At 69.4% G+C, this 22,627-nt stretch carries 19 protein-coding genes and 1 pseudogene; 10 read left to right on the top strand and 10 right to left on the bottom strand.

The features are described from left to right. Positions 1 to 6: 6 nt before the first annotated feature. On the bottom strand, positions 7 to 1,605 hold the full coding sequence (locus tag QSU92_RS16325; protein ID WP_289263502.1) for an ABC-F family ATP-binding cassette domain-containing protein: 1,599 nt from the start codon (positions 1,603 to 1,605) through the stop codon (positions 7 to 9). Positions 1,606 to 1,713: 108 nt separating this feature from the next. Between QSU92_RS16325 and QSU92_RS16320 the strand changes: the two genes are divergently transcribed. The 6 genes from QSU92_RS16320 (at position 1,714) to QSU92_RS16295 (ending at position 7,353) form a co-directional block, all read left to right on the top strand. Further along, positions 1,714 to 2,343 (top strand): biotin transporter BioY, encoded by a 630-nt coding sequence (locus QSU92_RS16320; protein WP_289263500.1) that lies wholly within the window; start codon positions 1,714 to 1,716, stop codon positions 2,341 to 2,343. A gap of 119 nt (positions 2,344 to 2,462) precedes the next feature. Beyond that, a complete protein-coding gene (locus QSU92_RS16315) occupies positions 2,463 to 3,494 on the top strand; it encodes an iron-siderophore ABC transporter substrate-binding protein (RefSeq protein WP_289263498.1) in 1,032 nt (343 codons plus the stop codon). A gap of 13 nt (positions 3,495 to 3,507) precedes the next feature. Further along, on the top strand, positions 3,508 to 4,554 hold the full coding sequence (locus QSU92_RS16310) for a FecCD family ABC transporter permease (RefSeq protein WP_289263496.1): 1,047 nt from the start codon (positions 3,508 to 3,510) through the stop codon (positions 4,552 to 4,554). Beyond that, the gene (locus QSU92_RS16305; protein WP_422880392.1) at positions 4,551 to 5,627 is read left to right on the top strand and encodes a FecCD family ABC transporter permease; all 1,077 of its coding nucleotides are present in this window, start codon (positions 4,551 to 4,553) and stop codon (positions 5,625 to 5,627) included. Before QSU92_RS16310 ends, QSU92_RS16305 begins: the two co-directional genes overlap by 4 nt. Then, positions 5,624 to 6,460 (top strand): ABC transporter ATP-binding protein, encoded by an 837-nt coding sequence (locus QSU92_RS16300; RefSeq protein WP_289263494.1) that lies wholly within the window; start codon positions 5,624 to 5,626, stop codon positions 6,458 to 6,460. Before QSU92_RS16305 ends, QSU92_RS16300 begins: the two co-directional genes overlap by 4 nt. After that, positions 6,457 to 7,353 (top strand): siderophore-interacting protein, encoded by an 897-nt coding sequence (locus QSU92_RS16295; protein WP_289263492.1) that lies wholly within the window; start codon positions 6,457 to 6,459, stop codon positions 7,351 to 7,353. The genes QSU92_RS16300 and QSU92_RS16295 overlap by 4 nt, the downstream gene beginning before the upstream one ends. Positions 7,354 to 7,377: 24 nt before the next feature. Here QSU92_RS16295 and QSU92_RS16290 read toward each other — a convergent pair whose 3' ends face one another. From QSU92_RS16290 to sufB, 7 genes are read right to left on the bottom strand one after another with little or no spacing between them, the layout of a single operon-like run. Continuing rightward, on the bottom strand, positions 7,378 to 8,766 hold the full coding sequence (locus QSU92_RS16290) for an MFS transporter (protein WP_289263490.1): 1,389 nt from the start codon (positions 8,764 to 8,766) through the stop codon (positions 7,378 to 7,380). Continuing rightward, a complete protein-coding gene (locus QSU92_RS16285; protein WP_289263488.1) occupies positions 8,763 to 9,914 on the bottom strand; it encodes a MalY/PatB family protein in 1,152 nt (383 codons plus the stop codon). The genes QSU92_RS16290 and QSU92_RS16285 overlap by 4 nt, the downstream gene beginning before the upstream one ends. 8 nt (positions 9,915 to 9,922) lie before the next feature. Beyond that, complete coding sequence (locus QSU92_RS16280) at positions 9,923 to 10,252, bottom strand: metal-sulfur cluster assembly factor (protein ID WP_289263486.1); 330 nt, start codon at positions 10,250 to 10,252, stop codon at positions 9,923 to 9,925. A gap of 24 nt (positions 10,253 to 10,276) precedes the next feature. Further along, positions 10,277 to 11,047 carry a Fe-S cluster assembly ATPase SufC gene (gene sufC / locus QSU92_RS16275; RefSeq protein WP_141938250.1) on the bottom strand — a complete coding sequence of 257 codons (771 nt, stop codon included), beginning with the start codon at positions 11,045 to 11,047 and terminating at the stop codon, positions 10,277 to 10,279. Then, the gene (locus QSU92_RS16270) at positions 11,047 to 11,373 is read right to left on the bottom strand and encodes a non-heme iron oxygenase ferredoxin subunit (protein ID WP_289263482.1); all 327 of its coding nucleotides are present in this window, start codon (positions 11,371 to 11,373) and stop codon (positions 11,047 to 11,049) included. Before QSU92_RS16270 ends, sufC begins: the two co-directional genes overlap by 1 nt. Continuing rightward, positions 11,370 to 12,560, bottom strand: a complete 1,191-nt coding sequence (sufD, locus tag QSU92_RS16265) for a Fe-S cluster assembly protein SufD (RefSeq protein ID WP_289263480.1) — start codon at positions 12,558 to 12,560, stop codon at positions 11,370 to 11,372. Before sufD ends, QSU92_RS16270 begins: the two co-directional genes overlap by 4 nt. Continuing rightward, entirely contained in the window at positions 12,561 to 13,979 is a 1,419-nt protein-coding gene (sufB, locus tag QSU92_RS16260) for a Fe-S cluster assembly protein SufB (protein ID WP_289263478.1), read from the bottom strand. 263 nt (positions 13,980 to 14,242) lie between these two features. Between sufB and QSU92_RS16255 the strand changes: the two genes are divergently transcribed. After that, on the top strand, positions 14,243 to 15,232 hold the full coding sequence (locus QSU92_RS16255) for a COX15/CtaA family protein (RefSeq protein ID WP_289263476.1): 990 nt from the start codon (positions 14,243 to 14,245) through the stop codon (positions 15,230 to 15,232). Positions 15,233 to 15,390: 158 nt separating this feature from the next. Here the strand turns inward: QSU92_RS16255 and QSU92_RS16250 are convergent, their stop codons facing one another. Both QSU92_RS16250 and QSU92_RS16245 read right to left on the bottom strand, forming a co-directional pair. Next, a complete protein-coding gene (locus tag QSU92_RS16250; protein ID WP_289263474.1) occupies positions 15,391 to 16,242 on the bottom strand; it encodes a type IV toxin-antitoxin system AbiEi family antitoxin domain-containing protein in 852 nt (283 codons plus the stop codon). Positions 16,243 to 16,539: 297 nt separating this feature from the next. Continuing rightward, complete coding sequence (locus QSU92_RS16245; RefSeq protein WP_289265942.1) at positions 16,540 to 17,433, bottom strand: heme o synthase; 894 nt, start codon at positions 17,431 to 17,433, stop codon at positions 16,540 to 16,542. 289 nt (positions 17,434 to 17,722) lie between these two features. On the opposite strand from QSU92_RS16245, the gene tkt reads away from it, so the two are divergent. From tkt to QSU92_RS16230, 3 genes and pseudogenes are all read left to right on the top strand, one after another. After that, positions 17,723 to 19,822, top strand: a complete 2,100-nt coding sequence (tkt, locus tag QSU92_RS16240; RefSeq protein ID WP_289263472.1) for a transketolase — start codon at positions 17,723 to 17,725, stop codon at positions 19,820 to 19,822. 49 nt (positions 19,823 to 19,871) lie between these two features. After that, a complete protein-coding gene (gene tal / locus QSU92_RS16235) occupies positions 19,872 to 21,002 on the top strand; it encodes a transaldolase (protein WP_289263470.1) in 1,131 nt (376 codons plus the stop codon). After that, a pseudogene (locus tag QSU92_RS16230) lies at positions 20,999 to 22,622 on the top strand (glucose-6-phosphate isomerase). The gene tal and the pseudogene QSU92_RS16230 overlap by 4 nt, the downstream one beginning before the upstream one ends. Positions 22,623 to 22,627: the final 5 nt, after the last annotated feature.

Raw genomic sequence — 22,627 nt, 5'->3', positions numbered from 1 at the left:
CATCGATCACGCCAAAGAGATCAGCTCGGCGTAATCGCGACCCCAGATGTCTTCGACGCCGTCGGGCAGGATGAGCACCCGCTCGGGGTTCAGTGCGTGGACCGCCCCCTCGTCGTGCGAGACGAGGACGACGGCGCCCTCGTAGTGCGCGAGGGCATCGAGGATCTCCTCACGAGATGCGGGGTCGAGGTTGTTGGTCGGCTCGTCCAAGAGGAGCACGTTCGCGCTCGAGACGACGAGCGTCGCCAGCGACAGCCGGGTCTTCTCTCCACCCGAGAGCACGCCGGCGGGCTTGAGCACGTCGTCACCGGTGAAGAGGAAGGATCCGAGGACTTTCCGCGCCTCGGTGGCGGTGATGTTCGGCGCCGCCGACATCATGTTGTCCAGCACCGACCGCGAGACGTCGAGGTTCTCGTGCTCCTGTGCGTAATATCCGATCTTCAGCCCGTGCCCCGGGTCGACCTGCCCGGTGTCGGGTGCGTCCACCCCGGCGAGGATCCGCAGCAGTGTCGTCTTGCCGGCGCCGTTGAGCCCCAGGACGACGACCTTGGAGCCGCGGTCGATCGCGAGGTCCACGTCGGTGAAGATCTCCAGCGACCCGTACGACTTCGACAGTCCGGCCGCCGTCAACGGCGTCTTCCCGCACGGGGCGGGCTTGGGGAAGCGAAGTTTCGCGACCCGATCCTCCTGGCGGACCTCGTCGAGGCCGGCGAGCATCTTCTCCGCCCGCGCGACCATCTGGTGGGCGGCGGCCGCCTTCGAGGCCTTCGCGCCGAACCGGGCGGCCTGCTGCTGCAGCACGGTGGCCTTCTTCTCGACGTTCGCGCGTTCCTTCTTCCGGCGTTCCTCGTCGGCCACCCGCTGACGGAGGTAGTTCTTCCAGTTCATGTTGTAGACGTCGATGACCTGCCGGTTGGCGTCGAGGTAGAACACCCGATTCACCGTCTCGCCGACCAGCTCGACGTCGTGGGAGATGACGATGAGCCCGCCCTTGTAGCTCTTCAGGAATTCACGGAGCCACACCACGCTGTCGGCGTCGAGGTGGTTCGTCGGCTCGTCGAGGATCATCGTGCCGGCATCGGAGAACAGGATGCGAGCAAGCTCGATGCGCCGGCGCTGACCGCCGGACAGGGTCTTCAGCGGCTGGTCGAGGATGCGGTCGGGCAGCGACAGATTGTGCGCGATCGAGGCCGCCTCGGCCTCGGCGGCGTACCCGCCGAGAGCTTCGAAACGCTCGGTGAGCTGGGCGTACCGACGCATGGCCCGCGCGGCGACGTCGGCATCGTCGGAGGCCATCGCCATCGACGCCTCCTGCATGCCGATCGCTATCGTCCCGAGGCCGCGCGCATCGAGGATGCGCGTGCGTGCGAGCATCTCCGGGTCACCGGAGCGAGGATCCTGGGGAAGATAGCCGATCTCTCCCGAGCGGTCGACGCGGCCGTCGGAGGGGAGCAGATCACCGGCGAGCACCTTGGTGAGCGTGGTCTTCCCGGCGCCGTTGCGGCCCACGAGGCCCACCTTGTCACCGCCTGACACCCGGAACGACACCTCGGACATCAACACGCGGGCACCCACGCGGATCTCGAGGTCGTGTACGGCGAGCACGGCGAACGTCCGATCGGTCAGCGGGGAGGGGAAGGCCGAGTGGCCAGCGTCCCAGTATACGGCCGCACCGGCTTCGCCTCAGCCGGCGGTGTCTTCTAGGCTGAGCGCATGTCATCGATCGCCGCCGCTCCCCGCCCTCATCGCGTCCTCGCAGACGTCGTGGCGCGCCCCTCGTCCCGCGCCCGTGCCTTCGCCGTCGACGCCACCCTGGTGACCGCCGGCGCGCTGTTCGTCGCCGTGCTGGCGCAGGTGTCGATCCCACTCTGGCCCGTCCCGATCACCGGACAGACCCTCGGGGTGATCGTGGTGGGCGCCGCTCTCGGAGCCCGCCGCGGCGCGGCCAGCCTCACCGTCTACCTGCTCGCCGGACTCGCGGGCCTGCCCGTCTTCGCCGACTTCACGGGGACGATCGCGGCGGTCGCCAAACCGAGCTTCGGATTCATCGTCGGCTTCATCGCCGCGGCGGCCGTCGCGGGATGGTTCGCCGAGCGCGCCTGGGACCGACGGCCCGTCCTGGCGTTCCTCGGCTTCGCGGGTGCGAGCGCGATCCCGTTCCTCTTCGGCATCCCCTACATGGCCCTCATCCTCAACGTCTTCCTCGGAATGGATCTGACGTTCTGGCAGGTCCTCGAAGCGGGTCTGTTCCCCTTCGTGGTCGGGGGGATCATCAAGGCGGCGATCGCGGCCGCCCTCATCCCGGCCGCGTGGGCGCTCGTCCGCAGACTGGATCGTCCCTGACCCACCCGATCTCTCGACATCGAGCGAAACCCCGGCCCCGTGGCCGGGGTTTCGTCATTCGGAACGGGCGCGCACGAAGCTTCAGGTAAAGTAAGGCTGTCCTAATCTCTGGAGGAACCTTGACTCGCACCCGCATGGCCGCAGCGCTGAGCGCCGGCCTCGTCGTCACCCTCTCGCTGGCCGGCTGCGCCGGTTCGGCCGCCACCGACGGCACCTCCGATGCCGCCACGTCGGCCGACGGCGCCTTTCCGGTGACCATCACCCACGCCTTCGGCGAGACCACGATCACCGACCAGCCCGAGCGCATCGCGACGGTCGCGTGGGGGAACCACGAGGTGCCGCTCGCACTGGGAATCGTTCCGGTCGGCATGAGCAAGGCCACCTGGGGCGACGACGACGGCGATGGGGTGCTGCCCTGGGTCGAGGACGAACTCTCGGAGCTCGGTGCCGAGACGCCCGTGCTGTTCGATGAGACCGACGGGATCGACTTCGAAGCCGTGGCCGACACCCAGCCGGATGTGATCCTCGCCGCCTACTCCGGCCTCACGCAGGAGGACTACGACACGCTGTCGAAGATCGCGCCCGTCGTCGCTTATCCGGAGGTGGCGTGGGGCACGTCCTACGAGGAGATGATCGAGCTCAACTCCGCCGCTCTCGGGCGCGAGACCGAGGGCGCCGCCCTCATCGAAGACCTGCACGCGCAGGTGGATGAGGCCCTGGCAGCGCACCCCGACCTCGCCGACGCCAAGGTGCTGTTCTCCTACCTCGACCCGGCAGACCTCAGCCAGGTCGGGTTCTACACCGCACTGGACACCCGCCCCGGATTCCTCGCCTCGCTCGGGATGCCGTTGCCGACGACCGTGGAGGAGATGTCGGCCGACACGGAGGAGTTCTACCTGAGCGTCAGCGCCGAGGAGGCCGACCGCTTCGACGATGTCGACGTCTTCGTCACGTACGGCGATGCCGATGGGGCCCTCATCGCACAACTGCAGGCCGATCCGCTGCTGTCGCAGATCCCCGCCATCGCCAACGGCCAGATCGCCGTCCTCGAGAACAGCACCCCCCTCGCCGCCTCCGCGAACCCTTCCCCGCTCTCGATCGGCTGGGGCATCGAGGAGTACTTCTCGCTGCTCTCCGAAGCTCGGAACTGATCGCCGCTGACTCGTGACGACCGCGCTCGCCCCCGCACCTCGATCGGATGTCGCGTCCTCGCGGCGTCCGATCGGGGTGCGGTGGGCGTGGCTGGGCGCGTCCATCGCTCTGCTCGTGGTGCTGTGCGCCGCGTCGATCGCGTTCGGCGCTCGTGACGTCAGCGTGTCGGAGCTCTGGGCCGCCCTCTGGGGCAGCACCGGCACCGTCGGTGAGGCGGCCGTGGTCGCGCGCATCCCGCGGACTGTCCTCGCCGTCCTCGTCGGCGCCGCGCTCGCCCTCGCGGGGGCGACCATGCAGGCTGTCACCCGCAATCCCCTCGCCGACCCGGGGATCCTCGGCGTTTCCGGCGGGGCGGCCCTCGCGGTCGTCATCGGGCTGGCGTTCTTCGGGCTGAGCGACTCATGGGTGACGATGGGCCTTGCGATCGCCGGCGCGGGTGCCGCCGCGGTGTTCGTCTACGCCGTCGGATCGCTCGGCCGCGGCGGCGCGACGCCGCTGAAACTCGCGCTCGCCGGCGCAGCGGTGTCCGCCGCTTTCGCCTCGCTGGTGAGCGCCATCCTCCTCCCCCGCCTGGATGTCATGGAGAGCTTCCGCTTCTGGCAGATCGGCGGCGTCGGCGGAGCGACCTGGGATCGCCTTGTCGCTGTCCTCCCCGTCCTCGCCGTCGGCGCCCTCATCTGCCTCGTGACAGCCCGCGGCATGAACTCCCTCGCGCTGGGCGACGACCTCGCCGCCGGACTCGGCGAGAATGTCGGCCGCACCCGTCTGCTGTCCTCCGCGGGCGCGGTCATCCTCTGCGGCGGCGCGACAGCGGTCGCGGGCCCGATCGGCTTCGTGGGCCTCGTCATCCCGCATCTGTGCCGCCTCGTCATCGGCACGGACCATCGCTGGCTCCTCCCCCTGTCGGCTCTCCTGGGCGCCGACCTCCTCGTCCTCGCCGACGTCGTCGGGCGCGTCGTCTCGCGTCCCGAGGAGATCGAGGTCGGCATCCTCACCGCTCTCATCGGAGCTCCCTTCTTCATCTGGATCGTGCGTCGACAGCGGGTGCGCGAACTGTGATCGATGTCCGCACCGCACCCGCGGCTCTCTCCGCGCTCCCGGATGGAACCACCGCCGCGGCGATCGTCCGCGGCCGGCGGCGCCGAGCTCGCCGCCGCGCCGGCGTCGTGGGGGCGCTGGCGATCGTCATCGCGGCGGTCTTCCTCGTCTCGCTCATGATCGGCAACACCTTCTACGGGCCCGTAGAGGTCATCCGCGTCATCCTCGGCGAACAGGTCACGGGTGCGTCCTTCACCGTGGGAGAGCTCCGGCTGCCCCGAGCCCTCCTGGGTCTCGTCGCCGGTGTGGCGTTCGGGATGGCGGGGGTCACCTTCCAATCCCTGCTGCGCAACCCGCTCGCCTCGCCCGACATCATCGGCATCAGCTCCGGCGCCAGTGCGGCCGCGGTCATCGGCATCGTCGTGCTGTCGCTCTCCGAGACGGCGGTGTCGCTCCTCGCCCTCGGCGGAGCGCTGGTGACCGCCCTGGCGATCTGGCTGCTCTCCCACACGAACGGTTTCGCCGGCACACGGCTGATCCTCATCGGCATCGGCGTCGCGGCCATGCTCGACAGCGTCATCACCTACGTCCTGTCCCGCGCTGCGGCCTGGGACCTGCAGGTCGCGATGCGGTGGCTGACCGGCAGCCTCAACGGCGCAGACTGGCAGACTCTCGCACCGGTCATCATCGCCGCCGTCATCCTCATCCCCGTGATGATCGGCCAGTCCCGCAACCTCGGCGTGCTGCGCCTGGGGGACGACACCGCCGCAGGGCTCGGCGTTGCGCTGACGCGAAGCCGCCTTCTCCTCATCGTCGCCGCCGTCGCGCTGCTGGCGTTCGCGACAGCGGCCACCGGACCGATCGCGTTCGTGGCATTCATGGCCGGCCCCATCGCCGCACGTCTCATCGGGCCGGCCGGGTCGCTCCTCGTGCCCGCAGGTCTCGTCGGCGCGCTCCTTGTCTTGAGCGCCGACCTCGTCGGCCAGTTCGCGTTCGAGAACCGTCTGCCGGTCGGCGTCGTCACCGGTGTCCTCGGCGCCCCCTACCTCGTCTACCTCCTCATCAGGACGAACCGCTCCGGAGGCTCGCTATGACCACCACGCATCGCCTCACGGCCGAGGGGCTGAGCCTTTCGTACGGGGATCGCACGATCATCTCGACGCTCGACCTCGTCGTCCCGCCCGGGCAGGTCACGGCGATCATCGGCGCGAACGGCTGCGGCAAGTCCACGCTTCTGCGGGCGCTGTCCCGGCTCATCGCACCCCGCGCGGGCCAGGTGGTCCTCGACGGCAGGGCTCTCCACCGCCGCGGGGCCAAAGAGGTCGCGAGGATGCTGGGACTGCTCCCTCAGGGTCCCGTCGCCCCCGAGGGGATCGCCGTCGCCGACCTCGTCGGCCGAGGCCGCCACCCCCACCAGCGCCCGCTCGCGCGCTGGAGCGCCCGCGACTACGAGGTGGTCGCGGAGGCCCTGGAAGCCACGGGCACCAGCGACCTCGCCGACCGGTCGATGGAGGAGCTGTCCGGGGGGCAGCGTCAGCGGGTGTGGATCGCGATGGCGCTGGCACAGGAGACCGACATCCTGCTGCTGGACGAACCGACCACATTCCTCGACGTCGCCCACCAGATCGAAGTGCTCGACCTGCTCACCGACCTGAACCGTGAACGGGGCACGACGATCGTGATGGTCCTGCACGACATGAATCTCGCCGCACGCTACGCCGATCACCTGTTCGCCCTCCGGGACGGCCGCGTCATCGCCGAGGGCCGACCGCGCGACATCCTCACGCGGGAACTGATCGATGAGGTCTTCGATCTGGACGCCGTCGTCATCGACGATCCCGTCTCGGGAGCTCCGATCGTCCTGCCCCGCGGTCGCCACCACTCCACTCGCACCGCCACCCACCCCATCACGGAGGCTTCCCGATGACCGCCATGCGCTTCTTCCGCGCCCGCGTCTCGCGCATCACCGACCTGACCCCGAGCTTCCGTCGGTTCACCTTCGTCGGCGACGACCTCGACCGATACGGCGACCCGGGCTACGACCAGCGCATCAAAGTCGTCTTCCCCACGGCGGGTCTCCCCCTCGACGCGATGCCCACCGGCGAGGACTGGTACACCCGCTGGCGGGCACAGCCCGAGGACGGCCGTCTGCCGTTTCGCACCTACACCACCCGCGCCGTGCGCCACGCCGACCGGGAGGTCGACATCGACATGGTCGCCCACGAGGTCTCCGGTCCGGCATCGGCATGGATCGCCGCCGCGTCGGAGGGCGACGAAGTGCTGATCCTCGCCCCGACGATCGCGCATCAGGGCGTCAGCCTCGGTATCGACTTCGTTCCGCCCCGGCACACCGAGAATCTGCTGCTGGCCGGCGACGAGACCGCAGCCCCCGCCATCGCGGTGATCCTCGAGCAGCTCGACCCCGACGCCCGAGGGGTGGTGGCGGTGGAGGTGCCGCATGCGGAGGATGTCGCTTACCTTCCGCGTCATCCGGGCTTCGACTACCTCGTCGCCGCCCGAGGCGACGGTCCCCGGCACTCCCACCTCGTCACCGCCGTCGAAGACGCGGTCGAGCGTCTCGCCCCGGCGGGGCGCGGGGGCGAGATCGAGGAGATCGACATCGACGAGGGGATCCTCTGGGAGGTTCCCCGTACCGCCAAGGGGGGTGCGGCGCTGAAGAGCGCGCCGCTGTACTCCTGGCTGGCCGGTGAAGCGAGCGCGATCAAGGCCCTCCGGCGTCATCTCGTCGCCGAGCAGGGAGTGGACCGGCGTGCGGTGGCCTTCATGGGCTACTGGCGCCTCGGTCGTGCCGAGAACTGAGCCGCTCGAACGTCGGCGACGGTCTCAGGTCCTGCTCGCCGACCGCGCCTCGTGCGCGTGACCGAGGCGCAGCCCCGGAACCAGCGCGGCGAGCGCGAGAAGCGCGCCGATCGCGAACACGGCGGTGAAGCCGGCATCCGTCCCGGCCAGGACGGTGAAGACCAGCCCCATCACCGCGATGGATGACGCCGACCCCACGGCGTCGGAGATCGACAGCGCCGAGGAGTTGAAGCCCTGGTTCTGCGGAGACGAGTACGCCAGAGTCAGCACCGTCAGTCGCGGATACATCAATCCCATCCCCGCGCCCGCGAAGCTCCACCCGGCGATGAGGATCGCGGGCGTGAGGCCCAGGAGCGCCGTCGCCACCGCGATGAGGAGTGCACCGACCAGCAGCGCCGAGCCGATGAGCGTGATCCGGGTGTTGCCGAGGCGGTCTCCGACGCGACCCTGGACCTCCGCCGCCCCCGCCCACGCCAATGCGGCCGCGGTGAGCCCCAGACCCGCCCAGGTCGGCGAGAAGCCGTAATCGCCGATGAGCAGATAGGGGATGTAGATCTCAGCCCCGAACAGCGCCCCCGCGATCAGTCCGCGCATCAGGACCACGCTGGGCAGCCCGCGGGCGGCGCGCAGCGCGCCGACGGGCAGGAGCGGGCGCGCTGCGGCCGCGATGACGACGACCGAGGCGGCCACGGCTGCCCACGCCCACACGCCCAGTTCTCCGGCGAGACTGAGCCCCAGCGCGCCGACGGCCACGACGAGGGCGCACGCGAGCCGCGGCCACACCCGCCCCGTGGCGGGCTCGTCGGTGCCCAGCGGAAGACCGTGCAGACGCAGCATCACGAGCACGTAGGCCATGAGGGTGAGCACGGCGACCCCGAGGAACACCCAGCGCCAGTGCAGGAACTCCGCCACGGCACCTGCCAGGAAGGGTCCGATCAGCGAGGGGACGACCCACGCGGCCGAGAAGGCCGCGAAGACGCGTCCGTGCACGATTCCGGGGTACACCCGCGCGACGACGACGTACAGGGCGACCGTCTGCCCACCGGTGCCCAGACCCTGCACGAGGCGGCCGGCGACGAGGGCGGACATGTCAGGGGCGAACCCGGCGATCAGAAGACCGATCACGAACAGCCCGACCGCGGCGCTGAGGGGCGCCAGCACACCGCCGCGGTCGCACCAGGCGCCCACCGCCACCATGCCGATGACACTGGTTGCGAGTGTTCCGGCGAAGGCGACGGCATACAGGCGGTCGCCGTCGAGATCGGCGCTGACCACCCGCATGACCGTCGTCACCGCGAGCGCCTGAGTCGCCGCCAGGAAGATCAGGGCGACCGCGCCGACGGTCACCCAGAGGAACGGCGGGCTCCAGACGGAGGAGGGTGCGACGTCGAGTGACGCGCGGGAAGCGGTCATGCGTGTGCGAGTGCGCCGACCCGCGCGACAGCCTCGCGCAGTACGTCGGGATCGCAGCCGAAGTTGATCCGCACGTGGCCTGTGCCCTCGGCACCGAACTGCGGACCGAAGTGGAACGCCACCCGGGCGTCTCGGAGGATCCGGCGCGCCGGGTCATCTCCCCATCGGTATGCGCTCAGATCCACCCAGCCGAGGTATCCCGCGGGAGGAATGCGGAAACGGGCGAGCGGGAGGTGATCGGAGAGGAGAGCGTCGAGCAGCCGGCGGTTGATGTCGAGGCGGGCCAGGAGCGCGTCCAGCCAGTCGTCGCTGTCGGTGAACGCCGCGATCGCCGCGTGCGCACCGAAGATGCCTGTCCGCCACTCGACCTCGACGGGGAGCGACCGGAGCGTGCCGAAGCGTTCGGGGGTCGCGGCGACCATGATCGCGCACTTGAGGCCCGCGAGGTTGAAGGCCTTGCTGGCGCTCACGAGGGCGAATCCGACCGCCGCGGCGGTGTCCGAGACCGCCAGGAACGGGACGAAGCCGGCATCGGGCTGGGCCAGCGGCGCGTGGATCTCGTCGCTGATGACGACGGCATCGTGGGCGGCGGCGAGGGCGGCCAGTCGCTCCAGGGTGTGCCGGGCATGGACGGTCCCGGTGGGGTTGTGAGGATGGCAGAGCAGGACTGCGCGGGCTCCCGCCGCGAGAGCCGCCTCGACACCGGCGAGGTCGATCTCCGGCCCGTCCTGTCCCTGGATGAGAGGGACCCGTTCCACCACAGCGCCGGCCTCGACCACCGCATCGAAGAAGGGCGGGTACACCGGCGGCATGACGACCACGCGGTCACCCGGCCGGGTGACCTGACGGAGGATCTCGACGGCTCCCATCATCACATCGCAGGTGGTGCGCATGAGGGCCGGATCCGGATGCCACCCGAAGCGCCGCCCCGCGAATCCGGCGTATGCGTCGCGGACACCCGATCCCGGCGCGGTGTAGCCGGTGTCCCCGAGTTCGACCGCGCGACGGAGCCGCGAAGAGATCGCCGGGGCGAGGGCGAAATCGGTTTCCGCAACGAAGAGCGGCAGCACGTCGGCGGGGTACGCCCGCCATTTCGCACTGGATCGCTCCCGCAGATCGGCCAGCGGAAGGGCTTCGAGGGGCTGCACCCCCGGCGTCAGATCGCGAAGCCGAGGGCGCGCATCATGTCGCGCCCGTCGTCGGTGATGCGTTCCGGGCCCCACGGCGGCATCCACACCCAGTTGATGCGGAACCGTTCGACGACCTCGTCCAACGCCTGAGCGGTCTGCTCCTCGAGGACGTCGGTCAGCGGGCATCCGGCCGATGTGAGGGTCATGTGGATGACGAGGGCATCGTTCTCGTCATCCCAGGCGAGGTCGTAGATGAGACCCAGGTCGACGACGTTGATCCCCAGTTCGGGGTCCATCACGTCCTTGAGGGCTTCGGTGACCTCGTCGTACTTCTCCGGGCTGAGCGTCGCGGTCATGGCTGCATCCTACGCGGGGTCATTTCAGGCGTCGACCGGCGTCTCGTCGCCGATGAAGCGGTCGTAGCCCTCTTCCTCGAGCCGCTCCGCGAGTTCCGGTCCGCCCTCTTCCGCGATCCGGCCGTTGACCATCACGTGGACGAAGTCGGGGCGGATGTAACGGAGGATGCGGGTGTAGTGCGTGATGAGCAGCACTCCGAGATCGGTGTCCTGCTTGGCGCGGTTGACACCTTCGGAGACGATCTTCAGCGCGTCGACGTCGAGACCGGAGTCGGTCTCGTCGAGGACGGCGATCTGCGGCTTCAGCAGCTCGAGCTGGAGGATCTCGTGGCGCTTCTTCTCACCGCCGGAGAATCCCTCGTTGACGTTGCGCTGAGCGAACTTCGGATCGATGCGCAGGCTTTTCATCGACGCCTTGACGTCTTTCGTCCACGTCCGGATCGCCGGCGCCTCGCCGTCGATGGCGGTCTTGGCGGTGCGCAGGAAGTTGGTCACCGTCACGCCCGGGATCTCCACCGGGTACTGCATGGCCAGGAAGAGGCCGGCGCGGGCACGCTCGTCTACGGACATCTCGAGGACGTCTTCACCGTCGAGGGTGATCGAACCGCTCGTGACGGTGTACTTCGGGTGTCCGGCGATGGTGTACGCAAGCGTGGACTTGCCGGAGCCGTTGGGGCCCATGATGGCGTGGGTCTCGCCGGTTCGGACGGTCAGGGTCACGCCGTTGAGGATCGGAGTGGTCCCGGCGTCGGTCTCGACCGTGACATGGAGGTCGCGGATCTCGAGCACAGTCATCAGATGTCCTTCTTCACATTCGGGTCGATGAGCACGTCGTCGCCGTCGATGGTCACTTCGAAGACCGGGACGGGTTCGTACGCAGGGAGGTTGAGGGGTTTGCCGGTGCGCAGCGAGAAGGCCGAGCCATGGGCCCAGCACTCCAGCGTGTCGCCGTCGACGAACCCCTCGGCGAGGGAGATGTCGCCGTGCGTGCAGGTGTCACCGATGGCATGGACCTCGCCGGCGGCGTCGAGGACGACGGCGATGGCCACCCCCTCCACCTCCACGCGCACGGCGGAGTCCTGCTCGAGGTCGCTGAGGGCGCAGACGCGAGTCGCGCTCACGCCGCCGCTCCTTCCTCGAGTTCGCGCTCGATGGCCGCGATCAGCTCGTCCTCCAGGGACGGGATGCCGATGCGCTGCACGATCTCACCGAGGAAGCCGAGAACGACCAGTCGCCGCGCCTCCGCCTCGGGGATGCCCCGAGCCTGGAGGTAGAACAGCTGCTCGTCGTCGAAGCGACCGGTGGCGCTGGCGTGTCCGGCACCGGCGATGTCACCGGTCTCGATCTCCAGGTTCGGGATCGAGTCGGCGCGGGCGCCGTCGGTGAGGACGAGGTTGCGGTTGGCCTCGTACGAGTCCGTTCCCACCGCGTCGCGGCCGATGAGCACATCGCCGATCCAGACGCTCCGGGCGCTCTCACCCTGGAGCGCACCCTTGTAGAGCACGTCTCCGACGGTGTGCGGACCCTTGTGGTGGAGGTAGACCTGGCTCTCGAGATGCTGACCCGAGTCGGAGAATGACACACCGTAGAGCTGAGTACGAGACCCCGGGCCGGCCAGCTCGACCGACGGGTTCACCCGGACGACGGAGCCACCGAGGCTCACCACGACATGCGTGAGCGAGCCGTCGCGGTCGACCCGCGCCTGGTGCGCCGCCGCGTGCACCGCGTCGTCGTCCCAGCGCTGCACCGACACCACGGTCAGCGCGGCGCCGTCACGGACGATGATCTCGACGTTCTGCGCGAGGAGGGCGGGCCCGGCGTGCCGAAGCAGGACGGTGCCGCGGGAATTCGGCTCGGCCTCGATGACCAGGTGCGTGAAGGTGGCCGCGTCCTCAGCGACCACGTCGACGACGACGGGCTCGGACAGCTCGGCGCCGGAGCTGAGCCGGATGCGCGTCGCCTCGGGTGTGCGCACCCACGCCAGCGCTGCGGGGTAATCCTCGGGCGTGAACACCTCACCGCGCGGCGCAGCGCCGGCGGCGAGGGTGTCGACCTTCACGCCGACGTGCTCACCGACGGTGATGCCCGCCGGCCGGGCAGCCGCAGCATCCGTCTGCCACAGCGGCGCCAGACGCTCGAGCGGGGTGTGCTTCCAGTTGACCTCACGGCCCGTCGGGACACCGAAGTCAGCCGGATCGTAGGACTGCGGACGCTCGGAGCGGGTCTGGATGGGAACCAGGCCCCATCCCCCGTCGGTGTGCGCTGCGGATCCCGGCACCACGACGGGCGCCTGCGTGGTGGAGCTCATTCAGCCGACGCTGCCTTCCATGCCCATCTCGATGAGCTTGTTCAGTTCCATCGCGTACTCCATCGGCAGTTCCCGCGCGATCGGCTCGATGAAGCCGCGCACGATCATGGCCATCGCCTCGTCCTCGGGGAGCCCACGGCTCATGAGGTAGAACAGCTGCTCCTCGCTGACCTTCGACACCGTCGCCTCGTGACCGAGCTGCACGTCGTCGACGCGGATGTCGATCGCCGGGTAGGTGTCGGAGCGCGAGATCGTGTCGACCAGCAGTGCATCGCAGCGCACGGTGTTGGCCGAGTGGTGCGCGTTGGCGTCCACCCGCACCTCGCCGCGGTAGCCGGCGCGACCACCACCCCGGGCGATCGACTTCGACACGATCGACGACTGGGTGTACGGCGCCATGTGGATCATCTTCGCGCCGGCGTCCTGGTGCTGGCCGGGACCCGCGAAGGCGACCGAGAGCGTCTCGCCCTTGGCGTGCTCGCCCACCAGGAAGATCGACGGGTACTTCATCGTCACCTTGGAGCCGATGTTGCCATCGACCCATTCCATCGTCGCGCCCTCGTGGGCGACGGCGCGCTTGGTGACGAGGTTGTAGACGTTGTTCGACCAGTTCTGGATGGTCGTGTACCGCACGCGGGCGTTCTTCTTCACGACGATCTCGACCACGGCCGAGTGGAGCGAGTCGCTCTTGTAGATCGGCGCGGTGCAGCCCTCGATGTAGTGGACGTACGAGCCCTCGTCGGCGATGATCAGCGTCCGCTCGAACTGCCCCATGTTCTCGGTGTTGATGCGGAAGTACGCCTGGAGCGGGATGTCGACGTGCACGCCCTTGGGGACGTAGACGAAGGATCCGCCCGACCACACCGCGGTGTTCAGGGCGGCGAACTTGTTGTCGCCGGCGGGGATGACGGTTCCGAAGTACTCCTCGAAGAACTCGGGGTGCTCCCGCAGCGCGGTGTCGGTGTCCATGAAGATGACACCCTGGCGCTCCAGATCCTCCTGGATCTGGTGGTACACGACCTCGGACTCGTACTGGGCCGCGACACCGGCGACCAGACGGGCCCGCTCCGCCTCGGGGATGCCGAGCCGCTCGTAGGTGTTCTTGATGTCCTCGGGGAGGTCCTCCCAGGACTGCGCCTGCTTCTCGGTCGAGCGCACGAAGTACTTGATGTTGTCGAAGTCGATCTCCGACAGGTCGGCGCCCCATGTGGGCATGGGCTTGCGCCCGAACAGCTGGAACCCCTTCAGGCGGTTCTTCAGCATCCATTCGGGTTCGCTCTTCATCGCGGAGATGTCACGCACCACCGCCTCGCTGATGCCACGGCGGGCGCTCGCTCCGGCGGCGTCGGTGTCGTGCCATCCGAATTCGTACACCCCCAGGCCTTCGAGCTCCGGGCGATCGATCAGTACATCCGACATCGTCACACTCTCCTCTAGGGGCCCCAACGAATGTCTCCATTCCGACATTCCCTCTGCCTCGGGGAGATACGGCAGGGATGTCGCTGGGTGGGTCCTTTCAGACTCGCGCCCGTACGGCGCGAATAGACTGTCCGTGCGCGGCGTTCTCAGCCCGCGCCGACACGATTTCGATTCTACAGGCTCCCCACCCCCACCGGCGGTGCCGGCATCCCCTCGCCGGCGAGCCGACGACGAGGAAAAGACGAGGAAAAGAGGACGCGACGATGTCCGCCGAGGCTTCCGCACCCACCCGGCCCGGTCTTTTCGGACGGTTCCGCGCGTGGCTGCCGTCGCAGGTCGACCGGCGGGTGATCGCGGCCGCGTGGGCGACCCTCGTCGTGCAGATCGGCATCGTCGGAACCGGCGGACTCGTCCGCCTGACCGGCTCGGGGCTGGGATGTCCGACGTGGCCGCGCTGCACCCCGGAATCGTTCGTCTCGACCCCCGAGATGGGGCTCCACGGGGTGATCGAGTTCGGCAACCGCCTGCTCACCTTCGTGCTGGTGGCGGTCGCGATCATCACGTTCCTCTTCGTCGTGCGGATGCGGCGCCGGCGGCGCGACCTGTTCTGGCTCGCTCTGATCATCGGCCTCTACGTCCCCGTGCAGGCGATCATCGGCGGCATCACGGTGCTGACGAACCTCAATCCGTACGTCGTGGGGCTGCACTACTTCGCCTCGGTGATCCTGGTCGCCCTCGCCGCGGTGTTCGTCGCCCGCGTCTACGCGGTGCCGGGCCCGCGGGTGCGCGCGGTGCCGGGGTGGTACGCCGGACTGACCCATCTGACGAGCGCCCTCGTGCTGGTGACGGTGGTCGTGGGCATCCTGGTCACGGGATCGGGTCCGCACGCCGGTGACGGCGGAGCCGCGCGCAACGGCCTGGACTCGGAATTCATGCAGCACGTGCACTCCTGGCCCGCCTACCTCACCTTCGCCCTCACGCTCGCCCTGATCATCGGGGCCCGTCGGACCCCGTCGGCGCTTCGCCTGACGTTCTGGACGACGCTTCTCCTCGCGGTCGAGGTGGTGCAGATCGTCGTGGGAGTCTGGCAGGCCCGCGCGGGTCTGCCGATCGTGCTGGTCAACATCCACATGGTTCTCGCGGTCGTGCTGGTGGCCGCCATGACCGCGGTGGTGATGCACCTGAAGCTCCCCGTCGCCATGGTCGAGCCGACGGTCGACGCGGAGCCCGCGGCATCCTTCGCCGGCCGCTGACCCGCGCTCCCAGCCTTCTCACTGCCCTCTTCGCGGGCCGCTCCCGCTCGCCGGCCGTCCTTTACCGGAGCCGCTCCCCTCCTCCTTCCGCCCCACGGGGATTCACCGATGCTCGGTCGTGTCCGCCGACGACGACCGCGCGAGGGCCGATCTCCGAGTCACCGTGCGAGATGCAGACCTTGCGCGATCGCGTCGAGGATCCGGCGCTGCACCGCCGGCCAGTCGTCGAGCATCTCGGAGTACCCCACCCGGATGACGTGGTAGCCGAGGAGCATCAACTCGGCATCGTGGGCGTTGTCCCCCGAACGCTGGGCGCCGACGTGGTGTCCTCCGTCGAGCTGGACCACCAGGCGGTCGCCGATGAGGAAGTCCACCGGCCGGCCCGCGAGCCACACCTGCGGCGTGATGGGGATCGGCAGCCAGCGAAGCCGGACGACGAAGAGCGTTTCGAGACCGGAGTCCGCGAACGGCCGCGCTTCGGCGAGGAGGCGGCGGGCAGCCGGAGGAAGAGGGGTTCGGGCCAGGACGGCGGGATCGACGCGGCGCAGCCGGAGCGCCGATTCCCAGATCACAAGAGCTTGCTCGTGCGGGACGCACGTCGCGACCAGGACGAGGGCGTTCGGGAGAGGATCGACGAGGTCATCGGGATCTCGCTGCACCATGGGTCGCGCCCAGTGCACCGTGGCACGGTGGGGCCGCGGGCCGGTGGCGTGAGGCCCGCACGCGACGTGGCGGCGATCCTCGGTGAGCACCCACAGCCCGTGGCGTCGTGCGGCTGTCACGCAGGTGAGGACGACGCCCCATCGGGCGGCCGCAACCAGCTCCGCATCGGCGCCGGGCGCGGCAACCCAACCGCGGCGCAGCGGCTGAAGCAGTCCCTCGTCTCGCGCGGTCCTCAACGTGTGGCGGCTCACCCCTTCATCCAGTAGGCGGGCGGTGCGGGCCACACCTCCGAGCGCGATGAATGTCTGCGCGAGATGGTCGAGCTGGCGCGCTGTCTTGATGGTCATCACGGCTCGATACTGCTCCGCCAGTGCCGGCGAGATCGGGGCGCAGGCCGACCTGGGGACGGTTGGGCGCCCACCCTCCCCTGTGCAGGAACAGACGCGGGCGCGGCGCATGCGGCGTTCTCCCTTCGCTCGGTCGGATGCCGCTCAACGAACCGTGGAAGGCTCGATTCCCCGCGGCAGGGACGCGCAGCGCCGGTCGGTGGCGGCGCCGGCGACGCGCGAGGCCGGACGCAGTGCCGGAGCGCGGGGCCGGCGCGCACCCGCGCTCACCCGTCAGAAGGCACCCGCGCCCGCGCGTCAGAAGGGGAGGAGCGGGTCGACGGCGATCGCGACGAAGAGGAGGGTGAGGTAGGAGATCGAGGCGTGGAAGACGCGCATCGGCCGCGGCTCGGTGCCGCGCACCGCGCGGTTGTACAGGCGGTGGGACTCGTAGATGAACCAGCCGCCGAACACCACGGCCGACACGGTGTAGACCAGCCCCATCCCCGCGACGGGGATCAGCAGCAGCGAGCACGCGACGGTCGCCCAGGCATAGAGGATGACCTGCAGTCCGACCTGCGAGCCGGTGCGGGTGGCACCGAGCATCGGCACGTCGACCTCGGCGTAGTCACCGCGGTACTTCATCGACAGCGGCCAGTAGTGGGGCGGCGTCCACAGGAACACCAGCAGGAACAGCACGAACGGCGCCCACGACAGCGAGCCCGTCACCGCGGTCCATCCGATCAGCACGGGGAAGCACCCGGCGATGCCGCCCCAGACGATGTTCTGCTCGGTGCGACGCTTCAGGATCATCGTGTAGATGACGACGTAGAAGAAGATCGCACCCGCCGACAGCCCGGCGGCGAGAACATTGGTCGTGAACAGGAGCCAGAGGGTGGATGCCACGGCGAGCGACCACGCGAACACCAGCGCGCCGCGCGGGGTGACCTCGCCCGTCACCAGGGGACGGTTCTCGGTCCGCTGCATGTGAGCGTCGATGTCGCGGTCGAGATACATGTTGAACGCGGCGGCCGATCCCGCGCTCAACGAGCCGCCGATCACCGTGGCGAGGACCAGCCAGAGATTCGGCAGTCCGTTCTGCGCGAGGATCATCACGGGGACGGTGGTGACCAGCAGCAGCTCGAGGACGCGAGGCTTGGTCAGCGCGATGTACGCACGGACGGTGCGACCCGGAGACGGGCGGTGGCGCATGATCGCGCCACCGGCGGCCGTTGAGATGTCCATCGTCCCCCGTTGCGAGCCTCGAAAAGTCCCTCTCGAGTCTAGGTCATGGTGCGCGGGCTCCGACCGACGCGGGAGCGTTACCGCGAACGTCGAGGGATGTCAACGCCCCGTCACGACCTGTCACACTCTCTCGCCCGGATGTGCCGCTTCGCTATGCTGAAGCCACACGAGCGCCCCGCGCCCAATCCCCCGAACCTCACTGGTCCTCGCCGTGGATTGCCTGGCGTCGGGACGCACCCTCGAGAAAGGCGGCCCGGTGTCGGAACTGCGGTGGGAAGAGATCGATCGACGCGCGGTGGACACCGCCCGAGTCCTGGCGGCGGACGCCGTGGAGAAAGTCGGCAACGGTCATCCCGGCACCGCGATGAGCCTGGCCCCGGCGGCGTACCTGCTCTACCAGCGGGTGATGAACCACGACCCGGCCGAGACGCACTGGCCCGGCCGTGACCGCTTCATCCTCTCCGCCGGCCACAGCTCGCTGACGCAGTACGTGCAGCTGTATCTCGGCGGCTTCGGCCTCGAGCTCGACGACCTGAAGGCGCTGCGGACCTGGGGGTCGAAGACTCCGGGACACCCCGAGTTCGGTCACACCGACGGTGTGGAGATCACCACAGGACCGCTGGGGCAGGGCCTGGCCTCCTCCGTCGGCTTCGCCTATGCGCAGCGCTTCGAGCGCGGGCTGTTCGACCCTGAGACCCCGGCGGGCGAGTCTCCCTTCGACCACCACATCTACGTCATCGCTTCCGACGGCGACCTGCAGGAGGGCGTGACGTCCGAGGCGTCGTCACTGGCCGGGCATCAGAACCTCGGAAACCTCGTCGTCATCTACGACTCCAACCAGATCTCGATCGAGGACGACACCAACGTCGCCTTCACCGAGGATGTCGCGGCGCGCTACGAGTCCTACGGGTGGCACGTCCAGACGGTGGACTGGAAGAAGACCGGTCAGTACGTCGAGGATGCCGCTGCGCTCTACGACGCGATCGAGCAGGCCAAGGGCGAAACCGACCGGCCGTCGATCATCATCCTGAAGACCATCATCGGCTGGCCCTCCCCCGGCAAGCAGAACACCGGCAAGATCCACGGCTCGGCGCTGGGCGCCGACGAACTGCGCGCGACCAAAGAGGTGCTCGGCTGGAACCCGGACGAGACCTTCGAGGTGCCGGACGACGTGCTCGCCCACACCCGCGCGCTTCGTGAGCGGGGCGCCGCGGCGCGCGCCGCGTGGCAGGAGAAGTTCGACGCGTGGGCCGCCGCCCACCCCGAGCGCAAGGCCCTCTGGGACCGCGTTCAGGCTCGCGAACTCCCCGCTGACATCCGCGAGGCGCTGCCCGTGTTCGCCGCCGGGAAGGACGTCTCCACGCGAGCCGCCTCCGGACAGGTCATCAACGCGCTGGCCGGACGGCTTCCCGAGCTCTGGGGCGGGTCCGCGGATCTCGCCGAGTCCAACCTGACCACGATCAAGGACACGAAGTCCTTCATTCCCGAGGTGTGGTCCACGCACGAGTGGTCGGGCGACCCGTACGGCCGTGTGCTGCACTTCGGCATCCGCGAGCACGCCATGGGCGCGATCATCAACGGCATCGTGCTCCACGGCCCCACCCGCGCCTTCGGCGGCACCTTCCTCATCTTCAGCGACTACATGCGCCCATCGGTGCGTCTGGCAGCCCTGATGGACATCCCGTCGCTGTTCGTGTGGACCCACGACTCGGTCGCGCTCGGCGAGGACGGTCCGACGCACCAGCCGATCGAGCAGCTCGCCGCACTCCGCGCCATCCCGAACTTCACGCTGGTGCGTCCGGCGGACGCCAACGAGACCGCCGTGGCCTGGCTGGAACTGCTTCGTCGCCACGCCGGGCCGGCGGGCCTGGCCCTGACCCGACAGAACATCCCCGTGTTCGAGCGCGGCGAGGGCGATGCCTCCGGCGACACCCTGGCCTCGGCCGACGGTGCCGCGCGCGGCGCCTACGTGCTGGCCGACGCCCCCGACGGCGAGCCCGACGTGATCCTCATCGCCACAGGTTCCGAGGTGCAGCTGGCCGTCGCAGCCCGCGAGACGCTGCGGAGTGAAGGCGTGAACGCCCGGGTCGTGTCGGCGCCGTCGCTGGAGTGGTTCGCCGAGCAGGACGAGGCCTACCGCGAATCCGTGCTCCCCGCCGCCGTGACTGCACGGGTCTCGGTCGAGGCCGGCATCGCGCTCCCCTGGCGTGGCATCGTCGGCGATCGCGGGCGCTCGGTGTCGATCGAGCACTTCGGCGCGTCGGCCGACTACAAGACGCTGTTCGAGAAGTTCGGCATCACCGCCGAGGCCGTCGTCGAGGCGGCCCGCGAAACCATCGCTGCCGCGACCCACTGATCCACTGAGCCACTGCGCTCTTGAGCCCCCGAGGCACTGAGGAGATCCCATGACCACCCCCACCGCACGTCTTGTCGAAGAGGGCGTCAGCATCTGGCTGGACGACCTGTCCCGCCAGCGCATCGAATCCGGCAACCTGGCCGGGCTGATCGAGAACCGCAACGTCAGTGGTGTCACCACCAACCCGACGATCTTCGCCGGAGCCCTTGCCAAGGGCGAGGACTACCGCGCGCAGGTCACCACGCTGTCGGAGGACGGTGCCGACGTCCATCGCGCCATCTTCGAGATCACGACGGATGACGTCCGTTCGGCCGCCGACGTCTTCCAGCCGGTGTTCGACGCCACCGAAGGAGTGGACGGCCGCGTCTCGATCGAGGTCTCCCCCGACCTGGCGCACGACACCGCCGCGACCGTCGCCGAGGCCAAGAAGCTGTGGGCACGGGTGGACCGCCCGAACGTGCACATCAAGATCCCCGCGACCCTGGCCGGCCTCCCCGCGATCACCGAAGTGCTCGCGGCAGGGATCTCGGTCAACGTCACGCTGATCTTCAGTCTGGAGCGATACGCCGCGGTCATCGATGCCTACCTCTCGGGTATCGAGAAGGCACGAGAGGCCGGACACGACATCTCCACCATCCACTCCGTCGCGTCGTTCTTCGTCTCCCGCGTGGACACCGAGGTGGACAAGCGCCTCGAGGCCATCGGCACCGATGAGGCACGGGCGCTGAAGTCCCGCGCCGGCGTCGCCAATGCGCGTCTGGCCTACGAACTGTACGAGCGGGAGTTCGCCACCGACCGCGCGAAGGCGCTCATCGAAGCCGGCGCCCGGGTCCAGCGGCCCCTCTGGGCGTCCACGGGCGTCAAGGATCCCGCCCTTCCCGACACCCTCTATGTGACCCAGCTCGTCGCTCCCGGCACCGTGAACACGATGCCGGAGAAGACGCTCGAGGCGACGTTCGACCACGGTGAGGTCACCGGTGACACCGTCACCGGTGAGTACGCCGACGCGCACGCCGTCTTCGATCAGCTGAAGGCCGTCGGCGTCGACTTCGACGATGTCACCGATGTGCTGGAGAAGGAAGGCGTGGAGAAGTTCATGGCCTCCTGGCACGAGCTGCAGGGAACGGTCGCCGCGGCTCTCGAGGCGGCGCCGGCCAGCGTCGAGGAGGCGGCCCAGTGACCTTCGACATCCACGTCTCAGGGCGTGTGAAGTCCGTCGTGGACGAGACGCTCCCGGGCCTGGTCGCGAGCCTCGTCGCATCGGGGATCACGGCCGGCGACGCGTCGCTGTGGGGCCCGGATGCCGAGCCCGAAGCGTCCAAGCGCCTCGGCTGGGTGCAGGCGGTGTCGGTGTCGCGTCCGCTCGTGGCCGAGATCGTGGCGCTTCGCGATGAGCTGCGCTCACGGGGAGTCACCCGCGTGGTCCTCGCCGGCATGGGGGGATCGTCCCTCGCGCCCGAGGTGATCGCCCAGACCTCGGGAGTCCCCCTGGTCATCTTGGACTCCACCGCTCCCGGCCAGGTGCTCGCTGCGATCGACGGTGACAGCGAGGCCGGTGGCCTCAGCCAGACCGTCCTCGTGGTGTCATCCAAGTCCGGGTCGACCGTCGAGACCGACTCGGCGAAGCGCACCTTCGAGGCTGCCTTCCGCGACCTCGGGATCGACCCGACCGAGCGGATCGTCATCGTCACCGACCCCGGCTCGCCGCTGGATCAGTCCGGGCGCGCCGACGGCTACCGCGTCTTCAATGCCGACCCCGACGTCGGAGGTCGCTACTCGGCGCTGACGGCCTTCGGGCTGGTGCCCGCGGGACTTGCGGGCGTCGACATCGGCGAGCTTCTCGACGAGGCCGAGGCGACGCTCCTCGAGGTCGCCGTGGACAGTCCCGAGAATCCCGCTCTCGTCCTCGCCGCGGCGATAGCGGGGGGAACCCCGCGTCGCGACAAGCTGGGTCTCGTCACCGACGGCACGCACATCGTCGGGCTCCCCGACTGGATCGAACAGCTCATCGCCGAATCGACCGGCAAGCAGGGCACCGGCATCCTCCCCGTCGTCCTGCTCCCCGTCTCGCCCGAGCTCGAATCCCGGCCGGAGGATCTGCAGATCGTGCGCCTGGTCGACGAGGCGGGAGCCTTCCACCTGCGTGAGCGTCACGAGGGCGAGGTCCTCGTGAGCGGTTCGCTCGGCGCGCAATTCATGGTGTGGGAGTACGCCACGGCGATCGCGGGACGGATGCTGGGGATCAACCCCTTCGATCAGCCCGACGTGGAGTCGGCGAAGACCGCCGCCCGCGGTCTGCTCGATGCGCGTCCCGAGCCCTCGGCACCCGCCTTCACCTTGGACGGCGTCGAGGTGCGGGTCTCCGATCCCGCCCTCGCGGCATCGGGAACCGTCGCCGGCGTGCTCGATGCCCTGTGGGCGCAGGCTCCCCGCCGACGGCTACGTCTCCATCCAGGCGTACGTCAATCGTCTCGATCTTCCGCAGCTGCAGGGTCTGCGCGAGCTCGTCGCCGCCGACTCCGGTCGCCCGACCACCTTCGGCTGGGGTCCTCGGTTCCTGCACTCCACGGGTCAGTACCACAAGGGCGGCCCGGCCACGGGCGTGTACCTGCAGATCCTCGAGCAGACCGACGTCGACCTCGAGATCCCCGGTCGCCCCTTCACCTTCGGCCAGCTGATCCAGGCACAGGCCGCCGGTGACGCGAGCGTTCTGGCCGACGGCCACGGCCGCCCGGTCGTGACGCTGACGCTGACCGACCCGCAGGCCGAAATCCTCTCCCTGTTCGAAGCCGCCCAGTAGGACGT

Source organism: Microbacterium sp. ET2 (assembly GCF_030347395.1).
Lineage (GTDB): Bacteria > Actinomycetota > Actinomycetes > Actinomycetales > Microbacteriaceae > Microbacterium > Microbacterium albipurpureum.
The sequence above is the reverse complement of the archived record's forward strand: the minus strand, read 5'-3'. Positions and strand labels throughout refer to the sequence as shown.

Coding starts and splice junctions, on each gene's coding strand:
- QSU92_RS16320 (WP_289263500.1), top strand. CDS start 1,714: ATGTCATCGATCGCCGCCGCTCCCCGCCCTCATCGCGTCCTCGCAGAC.
- QSU92_RS16300 (WP_289263494.1), top strand. CDS start 5,624: ATGACCACCACGCATCGCCTCACGGCCGAGGGGCTGAGCCTTTCGTAC.
- QSU92_RS16295 (WP_289263492.1), top strand. CDS start 6,457: ATGACCGCCATGCGCTTCTTCCGCGCCCGCGTCTCGCGCATCACCGAC.
- QSU92_RS16290 (WP_289263490.1), bottom strand. CDS start 8,766: ATGACCGCTTCCCGCGCGTCACTCGACGTCGCACCCTCCTCCGTCTGG.
- QSU92_RS16280 (WP_289263486.1), bottom strand. CDS start 10,252: ATGACCGCGACGCTCAGCCCGGAGAAGTACGACGAGGTCACCGAAGCC.
- sufC (WP_141938250.1), bottom strand. CDS start 11,047: ATGACTGTGCTCGAGATCCGCGACCTCCATGTCACGGTCGAGACCGAC.
- sufD (WP_289263480.1), bottom strand. CDS start 12,560: ATGAGCTCCACCACGCAGGCGCCCGTCGTGGTGCCGGGATCCGCAGCG.
- sufB (WP_289263478.1), bottom strand. CDS start 13,979: ATGTCGGATGTACTGATCGATCGCCCGGAGCTCGAAGGCCTGGGGGTG.
- QSU92_RS16255 (WP_289263476.1), top strand. CDS start 14,243: ATGTCCGCCGAGGCTTCCGCACCCACCCGGCCCGGTCTTTTCGGACGG.
- QSU92_RS16250 (WP_289263474.1), bottom strand. CDS start 16,242: ATGACCATCAAGACAGCGCGCCAGCTCGACCATCTCGCGCAGACATTC.
- QSU92_RS16245 (WP_289265942.1), bottom strand. CDS start 17,433: ATGCGCCACCGCCCGTCTCCGGGTCGCACCGTCCGTGCGTACATCGCG.
- tal (WP_289263470.1), top strand. CDS start 19,872: ATGACCACCCCCACCGCACGTCTTGTCGAAGAGGGCGTCAGCATCTGG.